This is a genomic window from Microlunatus antarcticus (assembly GCF_014193425.1).
Lineage (GTDB): Bacteria > Actinomycetota > Actinomycetes > Propionibacteriales > Propionibacteriaceae > Microlunatus > Microlunatus antarcticus.
In genome coordinates this window covers 3,405,845-3,425,771 of the sequence record NZ_JACHZG010000001.1, presented here as the reverse complement: position 1 = coordinate 3,425,771, position 19,927 = coordinate 3,405,845, and the positions used below count along the sequence as shown (strand labels likewise).

Here is a 19,927-nt window from a genome sequence, read left to right as displayed (position 1 = left end):
GAGATCGAGACGGCGCCTAGATGATCGAGGGACGACGATGGCGGAAAGACTGAAGCGGGCTGCGGCTTGGCTGGGCCTGGTGACGGACGACCGCTACAACGAGTACGAGGCGGACGACGTCGAGCGCACCGAGGGGATCAGCCGTGAGGAGCTCATCGGGGGCCAGGACCGCGTCGCCGCGGCCGGTGGCACGGCTCCGGTCGTGGCCGGTGGCGCCGTCGGAGGCAGCGTCACCACGCTGCAGAGCAAGCGCCCGACCAGCGTCGCGGCGGTGGCCCACCCCGGTGCGGCGGTGCCCGTCGTGACCCCGGAGCCCACGCCGGCCCCGCGGGCCCGGACCGCCGACCTCTCGCGCATCACCACCGTCCACCCGCGGACCTACAACGAGGCCCGCACCATCGGCGAGCACTTCCGCGACGGCGTCCCGGTGATCATGAACCTCTCGCAGATGGAGGACGTCGACGCCAAGCGCCTCGTCGACTTCGCCGCGGGGCTCATCTTCGGGCTGCACGGGACGATCGAGCGCGTCACCAGCAAGGTCTTCCTGCTGTCGCCGCAGAACGTCACCGTGGCCACCGAGGACAAGGAACGCATCGCGAGCGGGTTCTTCAACCAGAGCTGACCCGCTCGGCCGGGCCTCGATGGCCCGGTCGATCGGGTGCCGCGACCGGGCGCCCGGTTTCTGCCGGCCAACTACGATGGGCTCCTCGCAGACGGGGACGAGGAGAGGGGTCGACGTGTCGCTCGTGGGTGTGATCATCGGATGGGTCCTGTGGCTCTTCATGCTGGTCCTGTTCGCCCGGATGATCCTGTCGTGGGTGCCCGTCCTGGTGCGTGAGTGGGAGCCCCGCGGCCCGCTGCTGGTCCTGGCGGAGGTCGTCTACTCGATCACCGACCCGCCGCTGCGCGCGCTGCGCAAGGTCCTCAAGCCGGTCCGGGTGGGCGCCATGAGCCTCGACCTCGCGTTCATCGCCCTGTTCCTGCTGGTCAGCATCCTGATGCAGGTCAACCGGGTCGTCTTCTACTCTCCCTCCTACTAGGAGATCGCGGCCCGCTCGTCGCGGGTCCGCTCCTCGCCGCGTCGGCCGTCACGCCTCGACGCGCTCGGTGTGCGTACGACCCCAGCCAGGTCGGATACGGTGGTCGGCGGGCTCGTGAGCCCCGTTCTGCTGTCTGACCAACTGAGGTGTGATCGATGACGCTGTCGCTCGACGATGTCCGCAACAAGCGGTTCCGGATGGCCCGCAAGGGCGGTTACGAGGTCCTCGAGGTCGACGAGTTCGTCGACCAGGTGGAGGAGAGCTTCGCGCAGCTGACCGAGGAGAACGCCAGCCTCAAGAAGCAGGTCGACGCGCTGAAGTCGGGTTCCGCCAACGAGGCCGCCGGTCCCGCCGAGCGCGAGACCGAGAGCTCCGCGCCGCAGGCCGTGGCCGCCGAGCCGTCCGCCCAGCCCTCGCAGCCCGCTCCGTCGGCGCAGCCGGTGGCCAGCACCCCGGCCGCTCCCGCCGAGCCCGTCGTCGTCACGACGAGCGCCGAGGCCAGCACCGCCGTCGTCCGCCTCGTGCAGCTGTCGACCGAGCAGGCCGAGCACCTGGTGCGCGAGGCCACGGACGAGGCGAGCCGCATCCGCGAGGACGCGAGCCGCAGCGCCCAGCAGGTCACCGAGGACGCCCGTACCCGTGCCGAGCGGCTGGAGTCCGAGGCCCGGGTCAACGCCGAGCGCGTCCAGGCCGAGGCCAAGACCCGTTCGGAGTCGTTGGAGTCGGAGCTCGCCCAGCGTCGTACGCAGCTCTTCGGCGACCTGGACCGCCAGCGCGACTCGCTCACCGAGACGGTCGCCCGGCTGCGAGAGTTCGAGCAGAAGTACCGCTCGGGCCTGCACGACCACCTGCAGGGCCAGCTCAGCACCCTCGAGCACGTGGGTCTCGAGCCCGAGGGGGGCCCGGAGCGCACCGCACCGCGGCAGCCGTCGAGCACGTCCGACGACGCCGCGACGTCCGGCACCGGTCCGACCGCCGCCGTCCGGGGCGAGGGCGACCAGGGCAGCACCACCGACGAGACGTCCGCCCGGCCGAGCGCCGGGGCGGCCTCCGGCTCGAGCGACACGCCGCGCCTCGACGCGCTGCTCGGCGACCAGCGCTAGCACCGTCCGGGCTCCGGCCGCCTTCCTCGAGGGGGCGGCCGGTCCCCGGTCGCGGCGCGCCGGCCACCGGCGCGCGGCGCCGCCGACCTCGTCAGGTGTCGGCGGGACAACGAAGCACGTCCGTTCGTTGAAGAAACGCAGGTGACCGCCTACTGTCTCTGCGTCAGTCCGAGCGAGGGGACCCCTTCATGAGCACCACCAAGACCACCGACGCAGCCACGGGCGGCGGGTCGGGCTCGGTCCGGGTCGCCCCGACCGTGAACGCCGCCCCCGTCGTGCACGCGGAGCGTCCGACCACCGACGTCGACCCGGCCGGCCTGCCGGTCCGCCCGGGCGAGGACCCGTGGACGGCCGAGGAGCTGGACGAGGTCCGGACCACGCTGGCCGACGACGTCGTGCGCTTCTCCGAGCAGCTGGCCACGTCGAACGCCGAGCTGCACAACCTGCTCCGTGACGGCACCGAGGGTGCCGGGCGCGACCCGGCCGACGTCGGCTCCGCGAACTTCGAGCGCGACGCCGAGATGAGCCTGGCCAACAACGCCCGCGAGATGCTCGACCAGTCGCAGCTCGCGCTGCGCCACATCGAGCTCGGCGTCTACGGCACCTGCGACAACTGTGGCCAGCCGATCGGCAAGTACCGGCTGCAGGCGTTCCCGCGGGCGACGCTGTGCGTGACCTGCAAGCAGCGCGAAGAGCGCCGCTGAACCCCTCGGACCCCGCTGACGCCGAGGGTCTCGGCACGGCCGAGCCCGAGGCCCCGGCCGGGGTCGGTCCGGTCGAGGGCAGGTCGGTGCCGGAGGTCGAGCACCGGCCGAGGCTGTGGCCGCTGTTCGGCGCCATCGCGCTCGTCGCGCTGGCGCTCGACGTGGTCACCAAGGTCGCGGTCGTCACCTACCTCGAGCCCGAGGTGGGCGTGCCGGTCGTCGGCAACCTGCTGACGCTGCGTCTCATCCGCAACCCGGGTGCGGCGTTCAGCCAGGGCGAGGGCTTCACCTGGGTCTTCGCCGTGGCCGCCGTGCTCGTGCTGGGCTTCGTGCTGATCCGGCTGGTCCCACGCCTGGGACACCTCGGTTGGACCGTCGCCCTGGCCCTGCTGGCGGCCGGGGTCGCGGGCAACCTCGCCGACCGGCTCTTCCGTGCTCCGGGTCCGTTCCGGGGGCACGTCGTCGACTTCCTGCAGCTGCCGCACTGGCCGATCTTCAACGTCGCGGACATGTGCATCACCACGGCCGCGGTCATGATCGTCGTGCTGTCGCTGATCAAGAACGTCGGCATCGACGGGCGCCACCCCGGCGACGACCAGCCGGGCTCCGCGTGAGCGACCCGAAGGTCCTGCTCGTCCCGGACAGCCTCGAGGGTGAGCGGGTGGACGCGGTCGTGGCCCGCGTCCTCGGCATCGCCCGCGGGCGCAGCGCCGACCTCATCGCGGCCGGCCGCGTACGCCTCGACGGTGCGCTGGTCGCCAAGTCCGACCGGGCGCTCGCGGGCGCCCTGCTCGAGGTGGACCTCGACGAGGAGCCGTCCGGGCCGCAGGTCGTGGCCCGCGCCGTGGAGGACCTCGCGATCCTGCACGAGGACGCCGACCTGGTCGTCGTCGACAAGCCCGCAGGTGTGGCCGCCCACCCCAGCCTCGGCTGGGACGGGCCCGACGTGCTCGGGGCCCTCATGGCGGCCGGCGTCTCGATCACCACGTCCGGCGCCGCGGAACGCCGAGGCATCGTCCAGCGCCTCGACGTCGGCACCTCGGGCCTGATGGTCGTGGCCAAGAGCGAGCACGCGTACTCCGTGCTCAAGCGCGCCTTCAAGGCGCGGACGGTGCAGAAGACGTACCACGCGCTCGTCCAGGGCCACCCCGACCCCTTCACCGGGACGATCGACGCGCCGATCGCCCGCCACCCGGGCTCGGAGTGGCGGATGGCCGTCGTCGCGGGCGGCCGCGAGAGCGTGACGCACTACGACACGATCGACGCCTACGTCGGGACGACGCTGCTGACGGTGGGCCTCGAGACGGGCCGCACCCACCAGATCCGCGTCCACATGGCCGCGATCCACCACCCGTGCGTGGGCGACCCGACCTACGGCTCCGACCCGGTCCTCGCGGCCCGGCTGGGCCTGGTCCGGCAGTGGCTCCACGCCGTCCGGCTGCGCTTCGTCCACCCCGGGACCGGCGAGGAGGTCGAGTTCGTCTCGACCTACCCGGCCGACCTCGTCCACGCGCTCGAGGTCGTCTCCACCACCTGAGGGTGCGTCTGCTCAGAGCTCCAGCGTCACGTCGGCGCGTTCGAGGACCACGGGGTCGTGCGAGGCGACGAGGACCGCCGCTCCCGCGCGCGTCGCCCCCTCGAGGGCGGCCACGACCCGGGCCGCCGAGACGTCGTCCTGCTGCGACGTCGGCTCGTCGAGGACCAGCACCGGCGCTCCCGACACGAGCACGCGGGCCAGCGAGGCCCGCTGACGCTCGCCGCCGGAGAGCACCCCCGTCGGCGTCCCCCGCTGCGCGGCCAGCCCCAGGCGTGCGACCAGCGCCTCGACCTTGGCGTCCTCGACGACCCGTCCCCGGAGCGAGGCCGCGAGGTCGACGTTCTCGGCCACGGTCATCGTCTCGACCAGGTTCGCGCGCTGGAGCCCGTGCGCGAGCCAGCGCCGCCGGTGGTCGGCGCGAGCCTCGCGGTCAAGGGCCGCCCAGGCCGTGCCACCGACCGTGACCCGTCCGCCCCGGGGGTCGGTGAGCCCGGCGACCAGGGTGAGCAGCGTCGACTTGCCGCTCCCGGACGGGCCGCGCAGCGCGGTCCACGAGCCGGGCCGCAGGGTCAGGTCCAGCCCGGTGAACAACGTGCGCCCGCCCCACCCGGCGTCGACCGCCACGAGCTCGACGAGCGCCGCCCCGGACGCCGGGACGGCCGTCGCCGCGGCTGACGATGGCGCAGCGGCAGGAGCCGCGGCCGGGGTGACGGCGGCCGGGTGCAGGATCAGCCCGCCGGCGTCGGCCCGGGCGGTCCAGCTCGCCGTCCGCCCCCCGCCGGTGGTGAGCAGCTCGCCCGGCACCCGGACCCAGCCGCGGCTGTCCGCGACCTGGGTGACCGCCGTCCGGCCCGGCACCCACTCCTCGGCCAGCCGGCCGTCACGCAGCCGGACGGCCCGGTCCACGAACGCGTCCGACCGCGGGTCGTGGCTCACCAGGATGACACCCGTCCCCTCGGCTGCGACGGCCTCGAGGAGCCCATACACCTGGTGGGCGGCGTCCTCGTCGAGCTCGCCGGTGGGCTCGTCGGCGAGCACCAGCGCGGGCCCGTGGGCGACCGCCGCGCAGAGGGCGACGCGCTGGGCCTCGCCGCCGGAGAGCCGACGGACGTCGGCTCGGGCGAGGTGGCCGAGACCGAGCCGGTCCAGGGTCTGCTGGGCCCGGGCGCGGGCGGGCGCCGTACGGGTGCCGGTCAGGCGGAGCTGGAGGGCGACGTTGTCGCGGACGTCGAGCTCGGGGAGCAGGTTGCGGCGGGCGTGCTGGTCGACGAAGCCCAGCGCCCGCGCCCGCCACCGGCGCCGCTCGCCGGCGTCCATCGCGTGCACCGCCGCTCCGCCCACCTCGACGCGTCCGGCGAGGACCGGCTGGTCACCGGTGACGACCCGGAGCAGCGTCGACTTGCCGGACCCGTTGGGGCCGGCGACGAGGAGGCGTTCGCCGGCGGCCAGGGTGAGGTCGGCGCCGCGCAGGGCCATGACCGGCTCGGCCCCGCTGCGGTAGGCGACGAAGACGTCGGTCACCTCGACCACGGGCCGCCCGTGGTCCGAAGGCCTACTGGGCTCGCTCACCGGAGGTCCAGCTCGGGAGCGGTCGGCCCTCGTTCACGGAGGCTGGTCGCCGCGGTGAGGACGGCGGCGAGGACCGTGCCCACGACGGCGGCGACGAGCACGACGGCGGTCGGGGCCGCGGCCAGCACGACCTGCAGCGGCGGGGTGGTGGGACGTCCGTCCGGTCCGGTGCCGAGCAGCCGGGCCGCGGCGGCGGCGAGGCCGGCGCCGGAGAGGAGCCCGAGCGGCAGCCCGACGACCAGGACGAGCGCGGCGCGGGTCAGCAGCACCCGGCGCAGCGCGCGCGGCTCGACCCCGTCGACCTCGAGGGCGAAGAGGTCCGCCGCCGCCAGCTCCCGGTCCCCGCGGACGCCGCCGACCACCGCGACCAGGCCGAGCAGGAGCGCGACCACCCCGGCCGCGCCGAGCAGGGCCACGAAGCCGGTCGTCACCGGGTCCTGCCCGAGCGCCTGTGCCACGTCGGTGCGGTAGGTGAGCGTCGCCGCGGAGGCCGACGCGGTCAGCTCGTCGTGCACCGCCTGCGCGTCCGCCGCGGGCGTCGCGACCCAGACCTGCGCCACGGGCCCGGTGCCGGGCGCGGTCCGGTCGACCAGGGCCGCGACGGCCGACCGGTCGGCGACGACGAAGCGGCTCGGCAGGGTCGGCATGCGAGGGAGGACGGCGACGACCCGGACCGGCTGCGTCGTCTGGTCGACCGTGAGGCCGAAGGTGCCGCGGGCGCCGGCCCGGGCCGCGGTCTCCGCGTCGACGGCGACCGGGAGGACGGGGCGCTGCGCGACCGGGATCCAGGACGGCAGCAGCACGGCCCGGGCGTCGCGGATCTGGTAGCGCGCGCTCAGGCCGGGGGAGCCCCCGGCGGCCTCGGGGGCGACGGTCACCGAGTCGGCTCCCCAGCCCGACCAGGACCACGCGACGGCGGTACCGTCCGCGTGCACGGCCCCGAGGTGCAGGGTCCCGGCGGGCAGCGGGCGGTCGGTGCTGCCCTCGCCGATGCCGTGCTGGCGCCGCGTCAGGTGGTCGGCGGACTCGCCGATCTCCAGGGCGCGGACCGCGAGCGCCGGTCCAGCGGGCAGGTCGGCGTACGCCTCCTCCCCGCGCTGCGCGAGACGGACCCGGCGCTCCTGCCCGTCGGGCCCGGCGACCCAGAGGCCGAGCGTGACGTCGGCGTCGAGGCCGCGGACCTCGAGGACGAGCCGGCGGGTGCCCGCCGGGACGGTCGGCCCGGGCGACGGCGACGCGGGCGTCCGCAGCAGGTCGGCGACCTCGGCCGCGCTCGTGCTGCTCCCGGTGACCGCGGACCAGCGTTGCACCAGCGGCAGGACGTCGGGGTCGAGGCCGGTCAGGGGCAGGGCGGTGGCGCCGGACGCCCCCGCGAAGGCGCTCACGACCGTGCTCGTCACGGGAGCCACCACGACCCCGGGGCCGAGCCCGGTCAGGCGCTCGGGGTCGACCACCGACGCGGGCTGTCGCACCTGCGTGCTCGGCGTGACCCGGACGTCGAGGGGGACGAGCGCGGCCGCCCGGTCCTCGGCGGAACGGTGCGTCGAGGCCGACCAGGCCCCGGCCAGGAAGGCGGTGGCCAGCGCGGCCGCGAGGAACCCGGCGGTCACGCTGGGCAGCAGCGGGCGCCGGGTGGTGAGCAGGGCGACCCGGGTGAGCGGGGCGGCACCCCGGCGCCCACCCCTAGCCAGCGCTGCGACCACGGGGGTCCAGAGCAGCGCCCCGAGCAGACCCGCCGCCAGCGTGAGACCGACCAGCGCCGCGACGGGCAGCGGCGCCCGGGGGTCGTCGGAGGGGCGGACGAGCGCGAGCACGGCCAGGCCGCCCGCCAGCAGCACGACCGCGGTCAGGGCGAGGCGCAGGGTGGCGGGACGGGCCGCCGGGCCGGCGGCCAGGAGCACGCTGCCCAGGACGGCGGCGAGCCCGAGCCCGAGCACCACCGGCCAGGTCGACGCCAGGGCGTGGAGCGCACCGGCGGACGGGTCGGGCCCGCCGCGGACGAGCACCGCGACGAGTGCCGTCCCGGCGGCCGTCCCCACGACGAGCCCGACCACGACCGCCATCGCCGTCTGCAGCGCGGCGACGCCCAGGACCTGGGCGGGGCGGGCGCCGCGCCGGGTCAGCAGAGTGCCGTGCTGGCGCTGGGCCGGTCGGCGCGCGGCCGCCAGCACCAGGCAGAAGCCGAGCTGGAGCGCCCCGGCGCCGACCCCGAGGACGGTGAACCGTCCCGTCGAGGCCTGCGCCCGGGCGGCTGCGTCGAGGACGACGCCGTCGGGCCAGGTGACGTTCAGCGGGCCGGCGACGAGGTTGACCTCGGCGGCGACCCGGTCGAGCGCGGCCGTGAAGGCGCCGGCGCCCCGGTCGGTGACGACGGCGGCGTCGAGCGGGGTGAACCACGCGAGGTTGCGGCCGTAGAGGGTGAGGGACGCCAGGTCGGCCATCGCGGCCGGGTCGGAGCCCAGGAGCAGCGGCTGGCCCGGAGCCACCAGGCCGAGGCCGACGAGCCGGGGCTCGCGCAGCGTCGCGGTGCCCGTGACCACGAGGCCGAGATCCCGGGCCGGCGCGGCGAGGTCGGGGGTGGACCCGGTCGAGGTGCTGACGACCAGGACCTCGCAGGCGGTGGGGGAGCAGGCGGTGGGGAGGCGGCCCGAGGTCAGCGCCACGTCGTCGGGGAGCCGGTCGAGTGCGCCCACAGCGGCGTCGGTGCCCTGTAGGGAGAGTGCGCGGTAGGCGAGGGCCTGCGTCGGGACGGGCAGGCCGGCCTGCGCGAGACCGGCGTCCACCCGCGCCGACACCGAGGCCAGCTCGGCGCCCCGGAGGTCCCGCGTGGTGACGGCCAGCACGCCGCGGGCCGGCTCGGGCACGGCGGAGACGGCCTGCTGGACGACGGCGACGGCGGCGCGCTCCTGCAGGCCGGCGGCGGCCAGCGGCATGAGGGCCGCCAGCGCCGTCCCGAGGGCGAGGAGCAGCCAGGGTCCGGGGCGGTGACGTACACCCGCCCAGGCCAGCCCGGCGCCGGTGCCCACCCGTCTCCCCTCGTCACGTCCACCCGTGGAGTGCTGGCGCAGTCTAACGACCAAAATGGTCTCGGTGGTGTGTCTGGGTGGTAGACAGATGCGGTGACCGTGCAACCCGGTGGCCGGTCGCCGGCGCCGCCCCACCTGGCGCCGCTGCAGGACCTGCTGAACACGGTCAACCTGGAGTCGGGCGAGGACGAGCTGGCGCCGGCGTCGTTCGCGGCCTGGGCCGGCGCCCGTGGGGTGGACGACGCGGACGAGGCCGACCGGGTGCGGCTGCAGGTGTTCCGAGAGGCGCTCCGGGACTGGGTCGGCACGCACGACGAGCAGGTGCCGGCAGGCGTCGCCGCCGGGATCGCCGCGGCCCGCCTCCGCGTGGCCGTCGACGGCGGTCGGCTCCGGACGACCTCGCGCACCGCGTTCGGGCGCCTCGTCGCCGAGCTCGTGGAGGGCGTGCGGACGGCGCAGCGCGACGACGGGTGGTCCCGGCTCAAGATCTGCGACCGGGGGTCGTGCCGGTGGGCCTTCTACGACCACTCGCGCAACAACAGCTCGCGGTGGTGCGCGAGCTCGATCTGCGGGGCCCGGGAGAAGTCGCGCCGGGCCTACCGCCGCCGGTCCCATCCAGACGCGGGCGGGGCACCGGTCGAGCACGAGAGGTCGGCTAGGGTCGATCCGTGAGAAGAGCCAACATCGTGTGCACGCTCGGGCCGGCCGCGGAGACCCTCGAGCGACTGGTCGAGCTCGTCGAGGCGGGCATGGACGTCGCCCGGCTGAACATGAGCCACGGCGGCTACGAGGACCACCTCCTGCGCCTCGAGAACACCCGCGCCGCGGCCAAGCAGGTCGGCCGCCCGGTCGGTGTGCTGGCCGACCTCCAGGGCCCGAAGATCCGGCTCGCCCGGTTCGCGAACGGCCCCGAGAACCTCGAGGTCGGGGCGCGCTTCACCATCACGATCGACGACGTGCAGGGCACCGCCGAGCGGTGCGGCACCACGTACAAGGGCCTCCCCGGCGACGTCTCGCCCGGCGACCTCATCCTCATCGACGACGGCAAGCTCACCCTGCGGGCCGTCGAGGTGACCGCGACCGACGTCGTCACCGAGGTCGTCGTCGGCGGACCGGTCAGCAACAACAAGGGCATCAACCTGCCCGGCGTCGCCATGAGCGTGCCGGCGATGAGCGAGAAGGACGCCGACGACCTGCGCTGGGCGCTGGCCCAGGGCGTCGACATGATCGCGCTGTCCTTCGTGCGCAGCGCCGAGGACATCCTCCTCGTGCACCAGATCATGGACGAGGAGGGCCGCCGGGTCCCCGTCATCGCCAAGATCGAGAAGCCCCAGGCCGTCGAGAACCTCGACGAGATCGTCGACGCCTTCGACGCGGTGATGGTCGCGCGCGGCGACCTCGGCGTGGAGCTGCCGCTCGAGGACGTGCCGCTGGTCCAGAAGCAGATCGTCAGCGCGGCCCGTCGCTGGGCCAAGCCCGTGATCGTCGCCACCCAGATGCTCGAGTCCATGATCACCTCGCCGCGGCCGACGCGGGCCGAGGCCTCCGACGTGGCCAACGCGATCCTCGACGGCGCCGACGCGGTCATGCTGTCCGGCGAGACGAGCGTCGGCGACTTCCCGGTCGTGACCGTGCAGACGATGGCCCGCATCATCGACAACGTCGAGAAGAACGGCTTCGCCCAGATCACGGACGTCGACTGGGACCCGCACACCACGAGCGGCGTGATCACCAAGGCGGCCGAGGAGGTCGCCACGCGGCTCGGGGCCAAGTTCTTGGTCGCGTTCACGCACTCCGGCGACTCGGCCCGGCGCCTCGCGCGCCTGCGGTCGGAGATCCCGATTCTGGCCTTCACCCCCATCGAGCAGACGCAGGGCGCGCTGACCCTGACCTGGGGCGTCGAGACGTTCCTGGTGCCGATGGTCGGGCACACCGACGACATGATCCGTCAGGTCGACCTGGCGCTGACCCAGTCGGGCAAGATCTCCGAGGGCGAGCTCGTGATCATCGTCGCCGGGTCGCCCCCCGGGGTCGCCGGCCACACGAACATGATCCGCGTCCGCCGCATCGGCGCGCCGCTCTAACCGAGGAGCAGATCGGCCTCCGCCGTGGTGACCGTGCCGGCGGTGCGACCCGGGGCGGTCGTGTACTGCCAGTACAGGTTGGTGTGGGCGATCACCTGAGCGGGCGGGGGTGCTCCGTACGCCGACAGGTCCTCGGTGGAGTGCGCGTCGCTGACCAGGGTCGCGTCGTAGCCACGCGTGAGCGCACCGTGCAGCGTCGAGCGGATGCAGGCGTCGGTCTGCGCGCCCGCGACGACCAGGCGACCGATGCCGCCGGCGGAGAGCTCGGCTTCGAGGTCGGTGTCTTCGAAGGCGTCGCCGTACTCCTTGTGCACCAGCGGTTCGGTGTCGAGGCGAACCAGCTCCGGGACGTAGGCCCAGGGCTCGCTACCGCTCGGCAGGTCGTCGCTGTGGTGCTGGACCCAGACGACCGGCGTACCGGCCGCGCGGGCCCTGGTCACCAGGACTCCGATGTTGGCGACCACCCGGTCGCGGTCGTGCGCCCCGGCCATGACGCCGTTCTGCACGTCGATCACCAGGAGCGCGGTCTTCGGTCGGTCCTCGAGGGTGGTCATGCTCGCGATGCTAGACCGGCCCTCTGACTGCGGCAGACCGACGTGTCCCCCTGCTCAGGGGACCAGGACGAGCCGCTCCGGCAGGTCCCAGGCGGACTCCACCTCGCTGAGCTGGCGCTCGACGAAGTCGACGGTGAGCCGGCCCTCGACGGCCGCGAGGAACATGGCCCCGACGGCCGGCGGCATGAGCTCCATCGGGAAGTTGCCGATGCCGTGCCCCGACAGCTGGATCGCCGTGCTGCGCAGGGTGGCGGCGCTGACGGCCAGGTCGGCACCCGCAAGGTTGCCGATGTTGACGAAGCGCACGGGGCGGTGCGGGTCGACCTTGTTCGTCACGAGCGCCTGCAGCACGGTGGCCGCGGGCTGTCCCCAGAGGTAGTCGAGGACGATGTCGTACGCGCCGTCCGGCCCGGCCGCCTCGGCCAGCGGGGCGGCGAGGTCGTCGCCGAGCGTGACGGTCGCGTCGGCCCCGAGCTCGGAGGCCCGCGCCAGTCCTTCCGGGTTGCGTCCGAGGGCGACGACGCGCGACGCCCCGAGCGCGCGGGCGGTCTGGACCGCGAGCAGGCCGGAGGTGCCGGTCGCCCCGACGACGAGGACGGTGGCGCCCTCGGCGCCGAGCCGGCTCAGCGGGACCCAGCTCGACGCCGCCGGGTTCACGAGCGCCGCGGCCGTCGCGGACGACAGGCCCTCGGGCACCTCGACCGCGGCGTTCGCCGGCACGGCGGCCCGCTCGGCGAGCATCCCGTACGGCGCCTGGACCCCCGCGGCGTACACGCGGCGGCCGTCGGGCAGCCGCACCACGCCGTCGAGCCCCGGCACGAAGGGGGGCTTCACCGCGGAGCTGTAGTGGCGGCCGGCGGCGATGATCCGCACGATGACGTGCACGGCCGAGGCGAGCACCTCCGCCTCGACCCGCCCCTCCGCGACCACCGGGTCCGCGAAGTCGGTGTAGGTCGGGGGCTGGTTGGTGTCGGTGACGACGGCTGCGCGCATGACGCCCATTGAACGCGACGTCGCCGGGGCACGCCCGCCGTGGGTCAGCCCCCGAGAGGGTCGCCGAACGCCGCGCGCTCCACCGGGCCGATCCCGAGCGTCTTGAGCCCGAAGGTCTGCGAGCCCTTCGTGGTGAAGCCCGTGCCCGCGCCGCGCAGCGTGGTCACGGCACCTGAGGCATTCTCGCCCGGAGCGCCGACGTCGAGGTCCAGACGCCCGTCGCCGTCGTGGTCGAGCAGCGTGACCGAGCTGCCGAAGCGGTCGCTCACCTCGGCCTTGCCGGGGATGCCGCGGGTGCCCTGGTCGTAGGTCCTGTTCCCGCTGGTGCGCCAGCCTCCCTTCGCGCCGTGCACGACGGTGACTCTGCCGCTTCCGCGGTTCTCCCCGGGCGCGCCGACGACGAGGTCGGCGAAGCCGTCGCGGTTCAGGTCGGCGAGGGCGAGAGAGATGCCGAAGGAGTCCTTCGGCTCGTCGACGCCGGGAACCCCGCGGCCGGACTGGGTCAGCACGAGCGTCCGGTCTTCGGCGACGGGTCCGGTGGGCCTCAGCCGGAGGATCCGCACCGACCCGACGGCGTCCGGTGTCGGCTCGGGGACCGCGACGACCAGGTCGGGTCGGGCTGCGCCGGTCACGTGGCCGATCGCGACCGAGGTCGGGCCGGCGTAGTCGAAGGAGTGCGCGAGGCGGGTGCACCCGGTCGGGCCTCCGGCCGCGCCGGGACAGACGCTGACCGAGCCGGGATAGGCGTCACCCGGCCTGTTCGATCCGTAGGAACCCACCACGAGGTCGGCCCTGCCGTCGCCGTCCAGGTCGCCCGCGGCCAACGAGCTGCCGAACCCGCGGTCCTCGTCCTGGCTCCCGCCACCGGGGCCTCGACCCTCGAGCGCCCGGGCAGACGCCTGGGTCAGACCGCGGGTGCCCCCGACGAACACCAGCACCGTGCCGTCCGTGGCGCCGGCGGCCAGGTCTGGATAACCGTCTCCGGTGAGGTCGGCGGCCACCAGCACGCTGGAGAGACCGGTCGGGTTGTCCTCGTCGTAGCGACCGGTGTACCTGAGCCCGGTGCTGCGGGCGGAATCGAGACCGCCGGAGGACCCGGGTATGACGGTGAGGACACCGACGCCCTGACCGTGGCCCTGGTAGGTGGACGTCGAGACGATCAGGTCCGCGTACCCGTCGCGGTCGAAGTCAGCGCTGGCCAGGCCTCGGCCGAAGCGGTCGCCCTCGATCGGTTCGTCCTCCAGGCCAGGGGTGTCCTTGGTGACGAGCCGCGGCTCGAGCGGGATCCTGCCGCGGACGTTCGGGAGCACCACCACGCCCCCCGCGTCGTAGTTGGTCGGGTCGCCGACCAGGAGACCGGTCGCCGACGCCACCAGCTCCTGGCGACCGTTCCCGTCGAAGTCGTAGGGCTTGGCCGGCTTGGTGGCCGCCGTGGCCGGAGAGCCCCAGCAGCCCAGGGGTGCGACCAGCCCTGCGGCCAGCAGCGCCAGGAGCACCCGTCGAGTCATCTCGGTCTCCTCGGTCGCCGGAAGGCCTACCCTGCGGCATTCCGGCGCCGAGCACAAGAACTCAGATGAAGGTGACGCCCTGCGCGAGGGGGAGCTGGCCCGAGTAGTTGACCGTCTGCGTCGACGGACGCATGTACGCCTTCCACGCGTCGGAGCCGGACTCGCGACCGCCGCCGGTCTCCTTCTCCCCGCCGAACGCGCCGCCGATCTCGGCGCCCGAGGTGCCGATGTTGACGTTGGCGATGCCGCAGTCGGAGCCGGCCGAGGACAGGAACCGTTCCGCCTCGCCCTGGTCGGTGGTGAAGATCGCCGAGCTCAGGCCCTGCGGGACCGCGTTGTGGAGCGCGATCGCCTCGCCGAGGTCGTCGTACGTCATCACGTAGAGGATCGGCGCGAACGTCTCCTCGTGCACGATGGCGGTCTGGTCGGGCATCGACACGACGGCCGGGCGCACGTAGTAGGCGTCGGGGTGCGCGTCGGCCAGCTCGCGGTCGCCGCCGGCCAGGACGGTGCCGCCCTGCTCCCGCGCCGCGGCGAGCGCAGCCTGCTGCGCCTCGTACGAGCGCTGGTTGACCAGGGGCCCGACGAGGACGCCGTCCTCCCGGGGGTCGCCGACGGCCAGGGACTCGTACGCCGCCACGACCCGCTTGGTCAGCTGGTCGGCCACGGAGGAGTGCACGAACAGGCGGCGCAGGGTGGTGCAGCGCTGCCCGGCGGTGCCCGCGGCGGCGAAGACGACGCCGCGCAGCGCGAGGTCGAGGTCGGCCGACGGAGCGACGATGGCGCCGTTGTTGCCGCCGAGCTCGAGCAGGGTGCGCCCGAAGCGGGCGGCGACGGCCGGGGCGACCTCGCGGCCCATCCGGACCGAGCCGGTGGCCGAGACGAGGGCGACGCGCGGGTCCTCGACGAGCTTGCGGCTGCCGTCGGCGTCGGTCAGGAGGAGCTGGTGGATGCCCTTCGGGGCACCGGCCTCGGAGACGGCCTTCGCGAGGAGGGCGTCGACGGCGATGGCCGACAGCCGGGCCGCGTCGGCCGGCTTCCACACGACGGTGTCGCCGCAGACGAGGGCGAGCGCGGTGTTCCAGGCGTAGACGGCGACGGGAAAGTTGAAGGCGGAGATGACGCCGACGACGCCCAGCGGGTGCCAGACCTCCTGCAGGCGGTGGCCGGGGCGCTCCGACGGCATCGTCTTGCCGAAGAGCTGGCGCGACTGCCCGACGGCCAGGTCGGCGATGTCGATCATCTCCTGGACCTCGCCGCGCGCCTCGGACGGCGTCTTGCCGACCTCGGCGGTGACCAGGGTGGCCAGGTGCTCCTTGTGCTCGGTCAGCAGCTCGCCCCAGCGCTTGACCAGCTGGCCGCGCAGCGGGGCCGGGGTGTCGCGCCACGCCGGGAAGGCCTCGGCCGCACGGCCGACGGCGGCGTCGATGTCGGCGACGGTGTCGAGCCGGGCGCCGATGAGCGGCTCGCCGGTGATGGGGCTCGCCACCTGGGCGTCACCGCCGACCACGGAGAGGTCGACGCCGCAGGCCTGGAGGGCGGCGCGGACGTCGTCGGCCAGGGGCGTCGTGGTGGTCAGGGTGTCGGTCATACGGATGCGTTCTCCTGGGTCGGGACGGGCGTGGTGTTGATGGCGTGGCCCAGGGCGGCCTCGGCCTCGGCGAGCGAGGCGGCCTGCTGGGCGGCGTAGAGGTCGTTCGGGTCGGCGATGGTGATCCCGACGACCTCGCTCAGCCGGACGAGGTCGTACGGCGTGCCGAGCTGGTCGTCGTCGCGCGAGCCCTCGTCGGTGAGGTTGGACTGGAAGATGCCGGCGGCCGAGCGAGGGAGGAAGTCCTCGTAGACGATCGGCTCGGCGACCAGGGCGCCGGACTCGAGCAGCTCGGCGAGCCCGGCCACGGTCCCTGAGCCTGTCGAAGGGCGGGCCGTCCCGGTGGCGTGGAACCGGAAGAACCCGAGCCCCGCGAGCGCGAGACCGGTCTCGGTCTGCGGCAGGTGCTCCCGCCACACCTCCGCGGCGACCGCCACGCGGGTGGTGCCCTGCGGTGCGTGGGCCAGCCGGCGGTCGACCTCCGCGGTCAGATCGTCGTAGAGGTCACGTCCGGTCGCGGTGAGCGCGATGCCGCGCTGCTCCACCTCGCCGAAGCGGACGCGGAGCTCGCCGCTGGTCGTGGTGCCGTCCGCCTCCCGGAACGTGCGCGGCTCGGCGAGTGCGCGGAACGACGTCTGCCGCAGCAGCACGTCCGGACCCTCCCAGTCGGGCGGGCCCTGGATCTCCGGGATCATCGCGATGCCCAGCGCGCTCATCCGCGCGTACAGGTCGTCGATGTCCAGCACCCGCGGTGTGAGGTGGTTGATGTGCGTGGCGGGCACGCCGCCGATGTCGGCGGCGACGGCGGAGATCGCCTCGAGATGGTCGTACCAGGCGCGGTCGATCGGCTCGGTCGACAGCGCGAACGATGCGGTGGCCAGAGTGAGGAAGCGGTCGGCGTCGTCGCTGCCGAGGCTGCCCTCGGCCGCGGCGCGGTCGGCCAGGACCAGGGCCTCCGGCGCGAACAGCTCACGGGCGGCCACGAACGCCTCGAGCCGTTCCTGCGTGGCGGCGTCGAAGAACCGGCGGTCGTCGGTGACCAGCATCGAGGTGAAGACGCGGAACGGGTTGCGGGCCAGCTCGTCGACGTCGGTGGGCCGGAAGGCGGTGGAGACGACCGGTACCGAGCTCGCCGAGGCGTCGCGGAGGTCGTAGAAGCCGACCGGGTGCATGCCGAAGCCGGCGAAGAGCCGGGCCACCTGGGCCATCTCCACGGGGGAGCCCACCCGGATCGCGCCGTGGCGTTCCGCGGTGACGCGGGAAATCGAGCCGAGCCGCTCCGCGTCGGCCCCGTGCGCCGCGACGAAGTCCTCGTTCACGGCGCGGGAGACGTCGACGAGCGTCGTGTACGCCGGGACCTCCTGGCCGTAGAGGTCGGCGAGCGACACGGCGAACCGGGCCCGCAGCTCCCACTGGGGGACGCTCACTGGTGACTCACTCCCTCTAGATGATGTGGACCTCGGCGAGCAGGCTGTGCCCGACGGGATCCGGGTCGAAGCGGGACACGTCGAACGGCGTCACGTCGAGGAACGGCTCGACCCCACGGTAGAGGTCGCGCACGACTTCTCCAACCGCGGGCGCCTGCAAGAATCCGTGTCCGGAGAAGCCTGTGGCGTAGAAAAACCCGTCCAGCTGCCGAGAAGCGCCAATGATCGCGTTGTGGTCCGGCGTGTTCTCGTAGAGCCCCGCCCAGCCGCTCTCCAGCGGGCGTCCGACGAGACTCGGGGCGACGACCTGCGCGGCCTCCTCGAAGGCCGGGACCCAGGCGTCGTCGAAGTCGCGCCCGAAGCCCTCGGGCTCGTCCGCGTTGGAGATCCCCAGCAGCATCCCGCCGGCGTAGTTGTGGAAGTAGAGCGTGGTCGACAGGTCGAGCGTGAACGGGACCGTCGGGAAGGCGGGCGTCGGGTGCGGCGTGAAGCCGATCTGGCGGCGCACGGGGACCACCGGCAGCGGCACCCCGGCCAGCTCGCCGAGGCGGGCCGACCAGGCGCCGGTCGCGCAGACGACCGCGTCCGTCCGGATGGTTCCGCGGTCGGTCTCCACGGCGCGGACCGCGCCCTCGCTCGTCTCGACCCCGGTGACGGTCGTGCCCTGGTGGAGCCGACCGCCCAGGGCCTCGAACGCTCGCGCGTACGCGCCGACGACCCGGCCGGGATCGGCGTAGCCGTCGCGCGGGGAGAACGAGGCGCCGACGAGCACCGACGGGTCGACCAGCGGATTCAGCGTGTAGGCCTCCGACGGCGTGATCATCCGTCCGCTGGCGCCCAGGCTCTGCTGGAGCGCGGTGCTGGCCTCGACCGAGGCCACCTCGGCGTCGCTGCGGCAGAGGAAGAGGTAACCGACCTGCCGCAGGCCGATGTCGGTGGAGAACCGTTCCGCGAAGCGCTCGAACGTCTCCAGGCTGCGCTGCCCGAGCAGCACGTTGCCCGGGTCGGAGAACGTCGCGCGGACGCCGCCGAGCGGCTTGGCCGAGGAGCCGCTGCCGAGCGTGTCGCGCTCGACGAGGACGACGTCGCGCACCCCCGCCTCGGCGAGGTGGAACGCGATGCTCGTGCCCATCACGCCGCCGCCGACGACGACGACCTCGGCGCGCTCGGGCAGCGGGGCGCGGGAGGTGGAGGAGGCGCTCATGTCTTGGTCAGTCTCTCGCGACCACGTCGTTAAGATCCATCGACACCTTCTCCACGGGTCGTTGAGGTCTGCTGCATGCTGGGGGCGTGAGATGGACGCTGGACCAGCTCCGCACGCTGGTGGCCGTGGCCGAGCACGGCACGATGAGCGGCGCCGCGGTCACCCTCGGCTACACGACCGGCGCGGTGTCGCAGCAGATGGCCGCCCTGGCCCGCGCGGTCGGGCGTCCGCTGTTCCTCCGTGACGGAGCCCGCCTGGCGCTCTCGGACGACGGGGTCGTCCTCGTCGAGCAGGCGCGGCTCGTGCTCGAGGCGGAGGCGCGGGCCGCAAGCGTCCTCCGGGGACCCTCGGCGGCTTCGGCGGTTCGCTTGGGGGTCTTCGGCTCCGCTGCGGTGGTGGGCCTGCCGGCCACGCGCGCCCGGCTGACCGGTGACCCGGCCGTCGCGCTGCAGGCGGTCGAGGTCGACGTCGAGGCCATGCCCGACGCGGTGCTCCGCGACGAGATCGACCTCGCGCTGGGGCTGGACTACTCCGACGCGCCGCTGCCGCCGCGGCGCGGGCTGGACGTGGCGCGACTGCACCGGGAGGGGTTTCTGCTCGTGCTGCCGCCCGGGGCCAAGCTGGACGCCGGGTCCGCCGAGGAGGTCCGCGCCTTCGCCGACGAGACGGACTGGATCCTCCCGCCGCCGTCGTCGACCTTCGGGCGAGCCGTCCGTACGGCGTGCGCCCGGGCCGGCATCGCCCCGCGCGAGCGGCACCTGGTCACCGACACCGCGGTCTCGATCGCGCTGGCGGAGGCGGGGCTCGGCATCACCCTTGTGACGCCGCTGATGTTGGCGATGCGGGCGACCACCGCCCCCACCGTCGCGCTGCCCGGACCCTCCACCCGCGACGTCGTCGCGCTGACGCGGACGGCGGCGCTCGACCGGACGGGCGTGCGTGCGGTCAGGTCGGCGCTGGTCGAGGCGTTCACCTTCTGAGGCAGCGGCCACGTCCCACGCGGTGGCGCGGTCGGAGGGGTCGGGTCAGGAGAAGCCGCCGGCGAGGGCGACGATGCCGATCGCCAGCCCCGCGAGGACGAGCAGCACGATCGTGGTGACCCCGACGTAGAGGCCGATGCGTTCGTTCAGGCTCAGCTGGAGCCTCCAGCCGAGGGCCTTCGCGGCGTCGAGCACGAGGTCCCGACCCGCCCCCGCGTTGAACGTCACCTCCGACTCCTTCGTCACCCCGTCCCGGCCGAGGGAGTAGGTGCGGTGGAAGCTCCGTCCCACCACCCGCCCTTTCGTGACCGCGAGCGCGGCACCCAGGGTCGGGCGTTCGCGGCCGTCCGTCCCGGCGACCCAGGTCAGCGTCCGGACCTCGTCGGTGATCCTGAGCCTGCGGGCGGCCTTCAGCACCTGGACGTGCTGGATCGACGTCTGGCTGAGCCGCCACTCCCGCAACCGACCGAACCACTGCGGGTCCTCGACCGCGAGGCGTACGTCGAACCCCTCGGCGGTCGCCTCCACCGCGTACGGCGAGCCCGCCGCGCGTGCCTGTACCGCTGCGATCAGGTCGTCCGTCGCGCTCACGCGCGTCACGGTAGAA

The 19,927-nt window shown here is 74.3% G+C and carries 18 protein-coding genes; 9 read left to right on the top strand and 9 right to left on the bottom strand.

What is annotated here, in order from left to right; all coding sequences use genetic code 11:
* Nucleotides 1-37 precede the first annotated feature (37 nt).
* From FHX39_RS16030 to FHX39_RS16005, 6 genes are all read left to right on the top strand, one after another.
* Nucleotides 38-622, top strand: coding sequence for a cell division protein SepF (locus FHX39_RS16030; protein WP_183340053.1), 585 nt, complete (start codon nucleotides 38-40; stop codon nucleotides 620-622).
* A 115-nt stretch (nucleotides 623-737) separates the two neighbouring features.
* Nucleotides 738-1,040: a YggT family protein gene (locus FHX39_RS16025; protein ID WP_183340051.1), complete on the top strand. Its 303-nt coding sequence runs from the start codon at nucleotides 738-740 to the stop codon at nucleotides 1,038-1,040.
* A 155-nt stretch (nucleotides 1,041-1,195) separates the two neighbouring features.
* Nucleotides 1,196-2,143: a DivIVA domain-containing protein gene (locus tag FHX39_RS16020; protein ID WP_183340050.1), complete on the top strand. Its 948-nt coding sequence runs from the start codon at nucleotides 1,196-1,198 to the stop codon at nucleotides 2,141-2,143.
* 188 nt (nucleotides 2,144-2,331) lie between these two features.
* Nucleotides 2,332-2,847, top strand: coding sequence for a TraR/DksA family transcriptional regulator (locus FHX39_RS16015; protein WP_183340049.1), 516 nt, complete (start codon nucleotides 2,332-2,334; stop codon nucleotides 2,845-2,847).
* Between the two features lie 86 nt (nucleotides 2,848-2,933).
* A complete protein-coding gene (locus tag FHX39_RS16010) occupies nucleotides 2,934-3,461 on the top strand; it encodes a signal peptidase II (RefSeq protein WP_332836872.1) in 528 nt (175 codons plus the stop codon).
* Entirely contained in the window at nucleotides 3,458-4,384 is a 927-nt protein-coding gene (locus FHX39_RS16005) for an RluA family pseudouridine synthase (protein ID WP_183340048.1), read from the top strand. Before FHX39_RS16010 ends, FHX39_RS16005 begins: the two co-directional genes overlap by 4 nt.
* 12 nt (nucleotides 4,385-4,396) lie before the next feature.
* Here the strand turns inward: FHX39_RS16005 and FHX39_RS16000 are convergent, their stop codons facing one another.
* Together FHX39_RS16000 and FHX39_RS15995 are read right to left on the bottom strand one after the other, a co-directional pair.
* Nucleotides 4,397-5,914 (bottom strand): ATP-binding cassette domain-containing protein, encoded by a 1,518-nt coding sequence (locus FHX39_RS16000; RefSeq protein WP_183340047.1) that lies wholly within the window; start codon nucleotides 5,912-5,914, stop codon nucleotides 4,397-4,399.
* 35 nt (nucleotides 5,915-5,949) lie between these two features.
* Nucleotides 5,950-8,979, bottom strand: a complete 3,030-nt coding sequence (locus tag FHX39_RS15995) for an ABC transporter permease (protein ID WP_183340046.1) — start codon at nucleotides 8,977-8,979, stop codon at nucleotides 5,950-5,952.
* 93 nt (nucleotides 8,980-9,072) lie between these two features.
* Between FHX39_RS15995 and FHX39_RS15990 the strand changes: the two genes are divergently transcribed.
* Both FHX39_RS15990 and pyk read left to right on the top strand, forming a co-directional pair.
* On the top strand, nucleotides 9,073-9,651 hold the full coding sequence (locus FHX39_RS15990) for a CGNR zinc finger domain-containing protein (protein WP_183340044.1): 579 nt from the start codon (nucleotides 9,073-9,075) through the stop codon (nucleotides 9,649-9,651).
* Nucleotides 9,648-11,063 carry a pyruvate kinase gene (gene pyk / locus FHX39_RS15985; protein ID WP_183340042.1) on the top strand — a complete coding sequence of 472 codons (1,416 nt, stop codon included), beginning with the start codon at nucleotides 9,648-9,650 and terminating at the stop codon, nucleotides 11,061-11,063. Before FHX39_RS15990 ends, pyk begins: the two co-directional genes overlap by 4 nt.
* Here pyk and FHX39_RS15980 read toward each other — a convergent pair.
* The 6 genes from FHX39_RS15980 to FHX39_RS15955 form a co-directional block, all read right to left on the bottom strand.
* Nucleotides 11,060-11,617 (bottom strand): cysteine hydrolase family protein, encoded by a 558-nt coding sequence (locus FHX39_RS15980; RefSeq protein ID WP_183340040.1) that lies wholly within the window; start codon nucleotides 11,615-11,617, stop codon nucleotides 11,060-11,062. The genes pyk and FHX39_RS15980 overlap by 4 nt on opposite strands.
* Before the next feature lie 54 nt (nucleotides 11,618-11,671).
* Nucleotides 11,672-12,610 (bottom strand): quinone oxidoreductase family protein, encoded by a 939-nt coding sequence (locus tag FHX39_RS15975; RefSeq protein WP_183340038.1) that lies wholly within the window; start codon nucleotides 12,608-12,610, stop codon nucleotides 11,672-11,674.
* A gap of 44 nt (nucleotides 12,611-12,654) precedes the next feature.
* Nucleotides 12,655-14,118: an FG-GAP and VCBS repeat-containing protein gene (locus FHX39_RS15970; protein ID WP_183340036.1), complete on the bottom strand. Its 1,464-nt coding sequence runs from the start codon at nucleotides 14,116-14,118 to the stop codon at nucleotides 12,655-12,657.
* A 61-nt stretch (nucleotides 14,119-14,179) separates the two neighbouring features.
* On the bottom strand, nucleotides 14,180-15,709 hold the full coding sequence (gene amaB, locus FHX39_RS15965) for an L-piperidine-6-carboxylate dehydrogenase (protein WP_183340034.1): 1,530 nt from the start codon (nucleotides 15,707-15,709) through the stop codon (nucleotides 14,180-14,182).
* Entirely contained in the window at nucleotides 15,706-17,136 is a 1,431-nt protein-coding gene (gene hglS, locus FHX39_RS15960; RefSeq protein WP_183340032.1) for a 2-oxoadipate dioxygenase/decarboxylase, read from the bottom strand. Before hglS ends, amaB begins: the two co-directional genes overlap by 4 nt.
* 16 nt (nucleotides 17,137-17,152) lie before the next feature.
* Complete coding sequence (locus FHX39_RS15955; protein ID WP_183340030.1) at nucleotides 17,153-18,340, bottom strand: NAD(P)/FAD-dependent oxidoreductase; 1,188 nt, start codon at nucleotides 18,338-18,340, stop codon at nucleotides 17,153-17,155.
* An 86-nt stretch (nucleotides 18,341-18,426) separates the two neighbouring features.
* Between FHX39_RS15955 and FHX39_RS15950 the strand changes: the two genes are divergently transcribed.
* The gene (locus FHX39_RS15950; RefSeq protein ID WP_183340028.1) at nucleotides 18,427-19,320 is read left to right on the top strand and encodes a LysR substrate-binding domain-containing protein; all 894 of its coding nucleotides are present in this window, start codon (nucleotides 18,427-18,429) and stop codon (nucleotides 19,318-19,320) included.
* A gap of 45 nt (nucleotides 19,321-19,365) precedes the next feature.
* Here the strand turns inward: FHX39_RS15950 and FHX39_RS15945 are convergent, their stop codons facing one another.
* A complete protein-coding gene (locus FHX39_RS15945) occupies nucleotides 19,366-19,911 on the bottom strand; it encodes a hypothetical protein (protein ID WP_183340026.1) in 546 nt (181 codons plus the stop codon).
* Nucleotides 19,912-19,927: the final 16 nt, after the last annotated feature.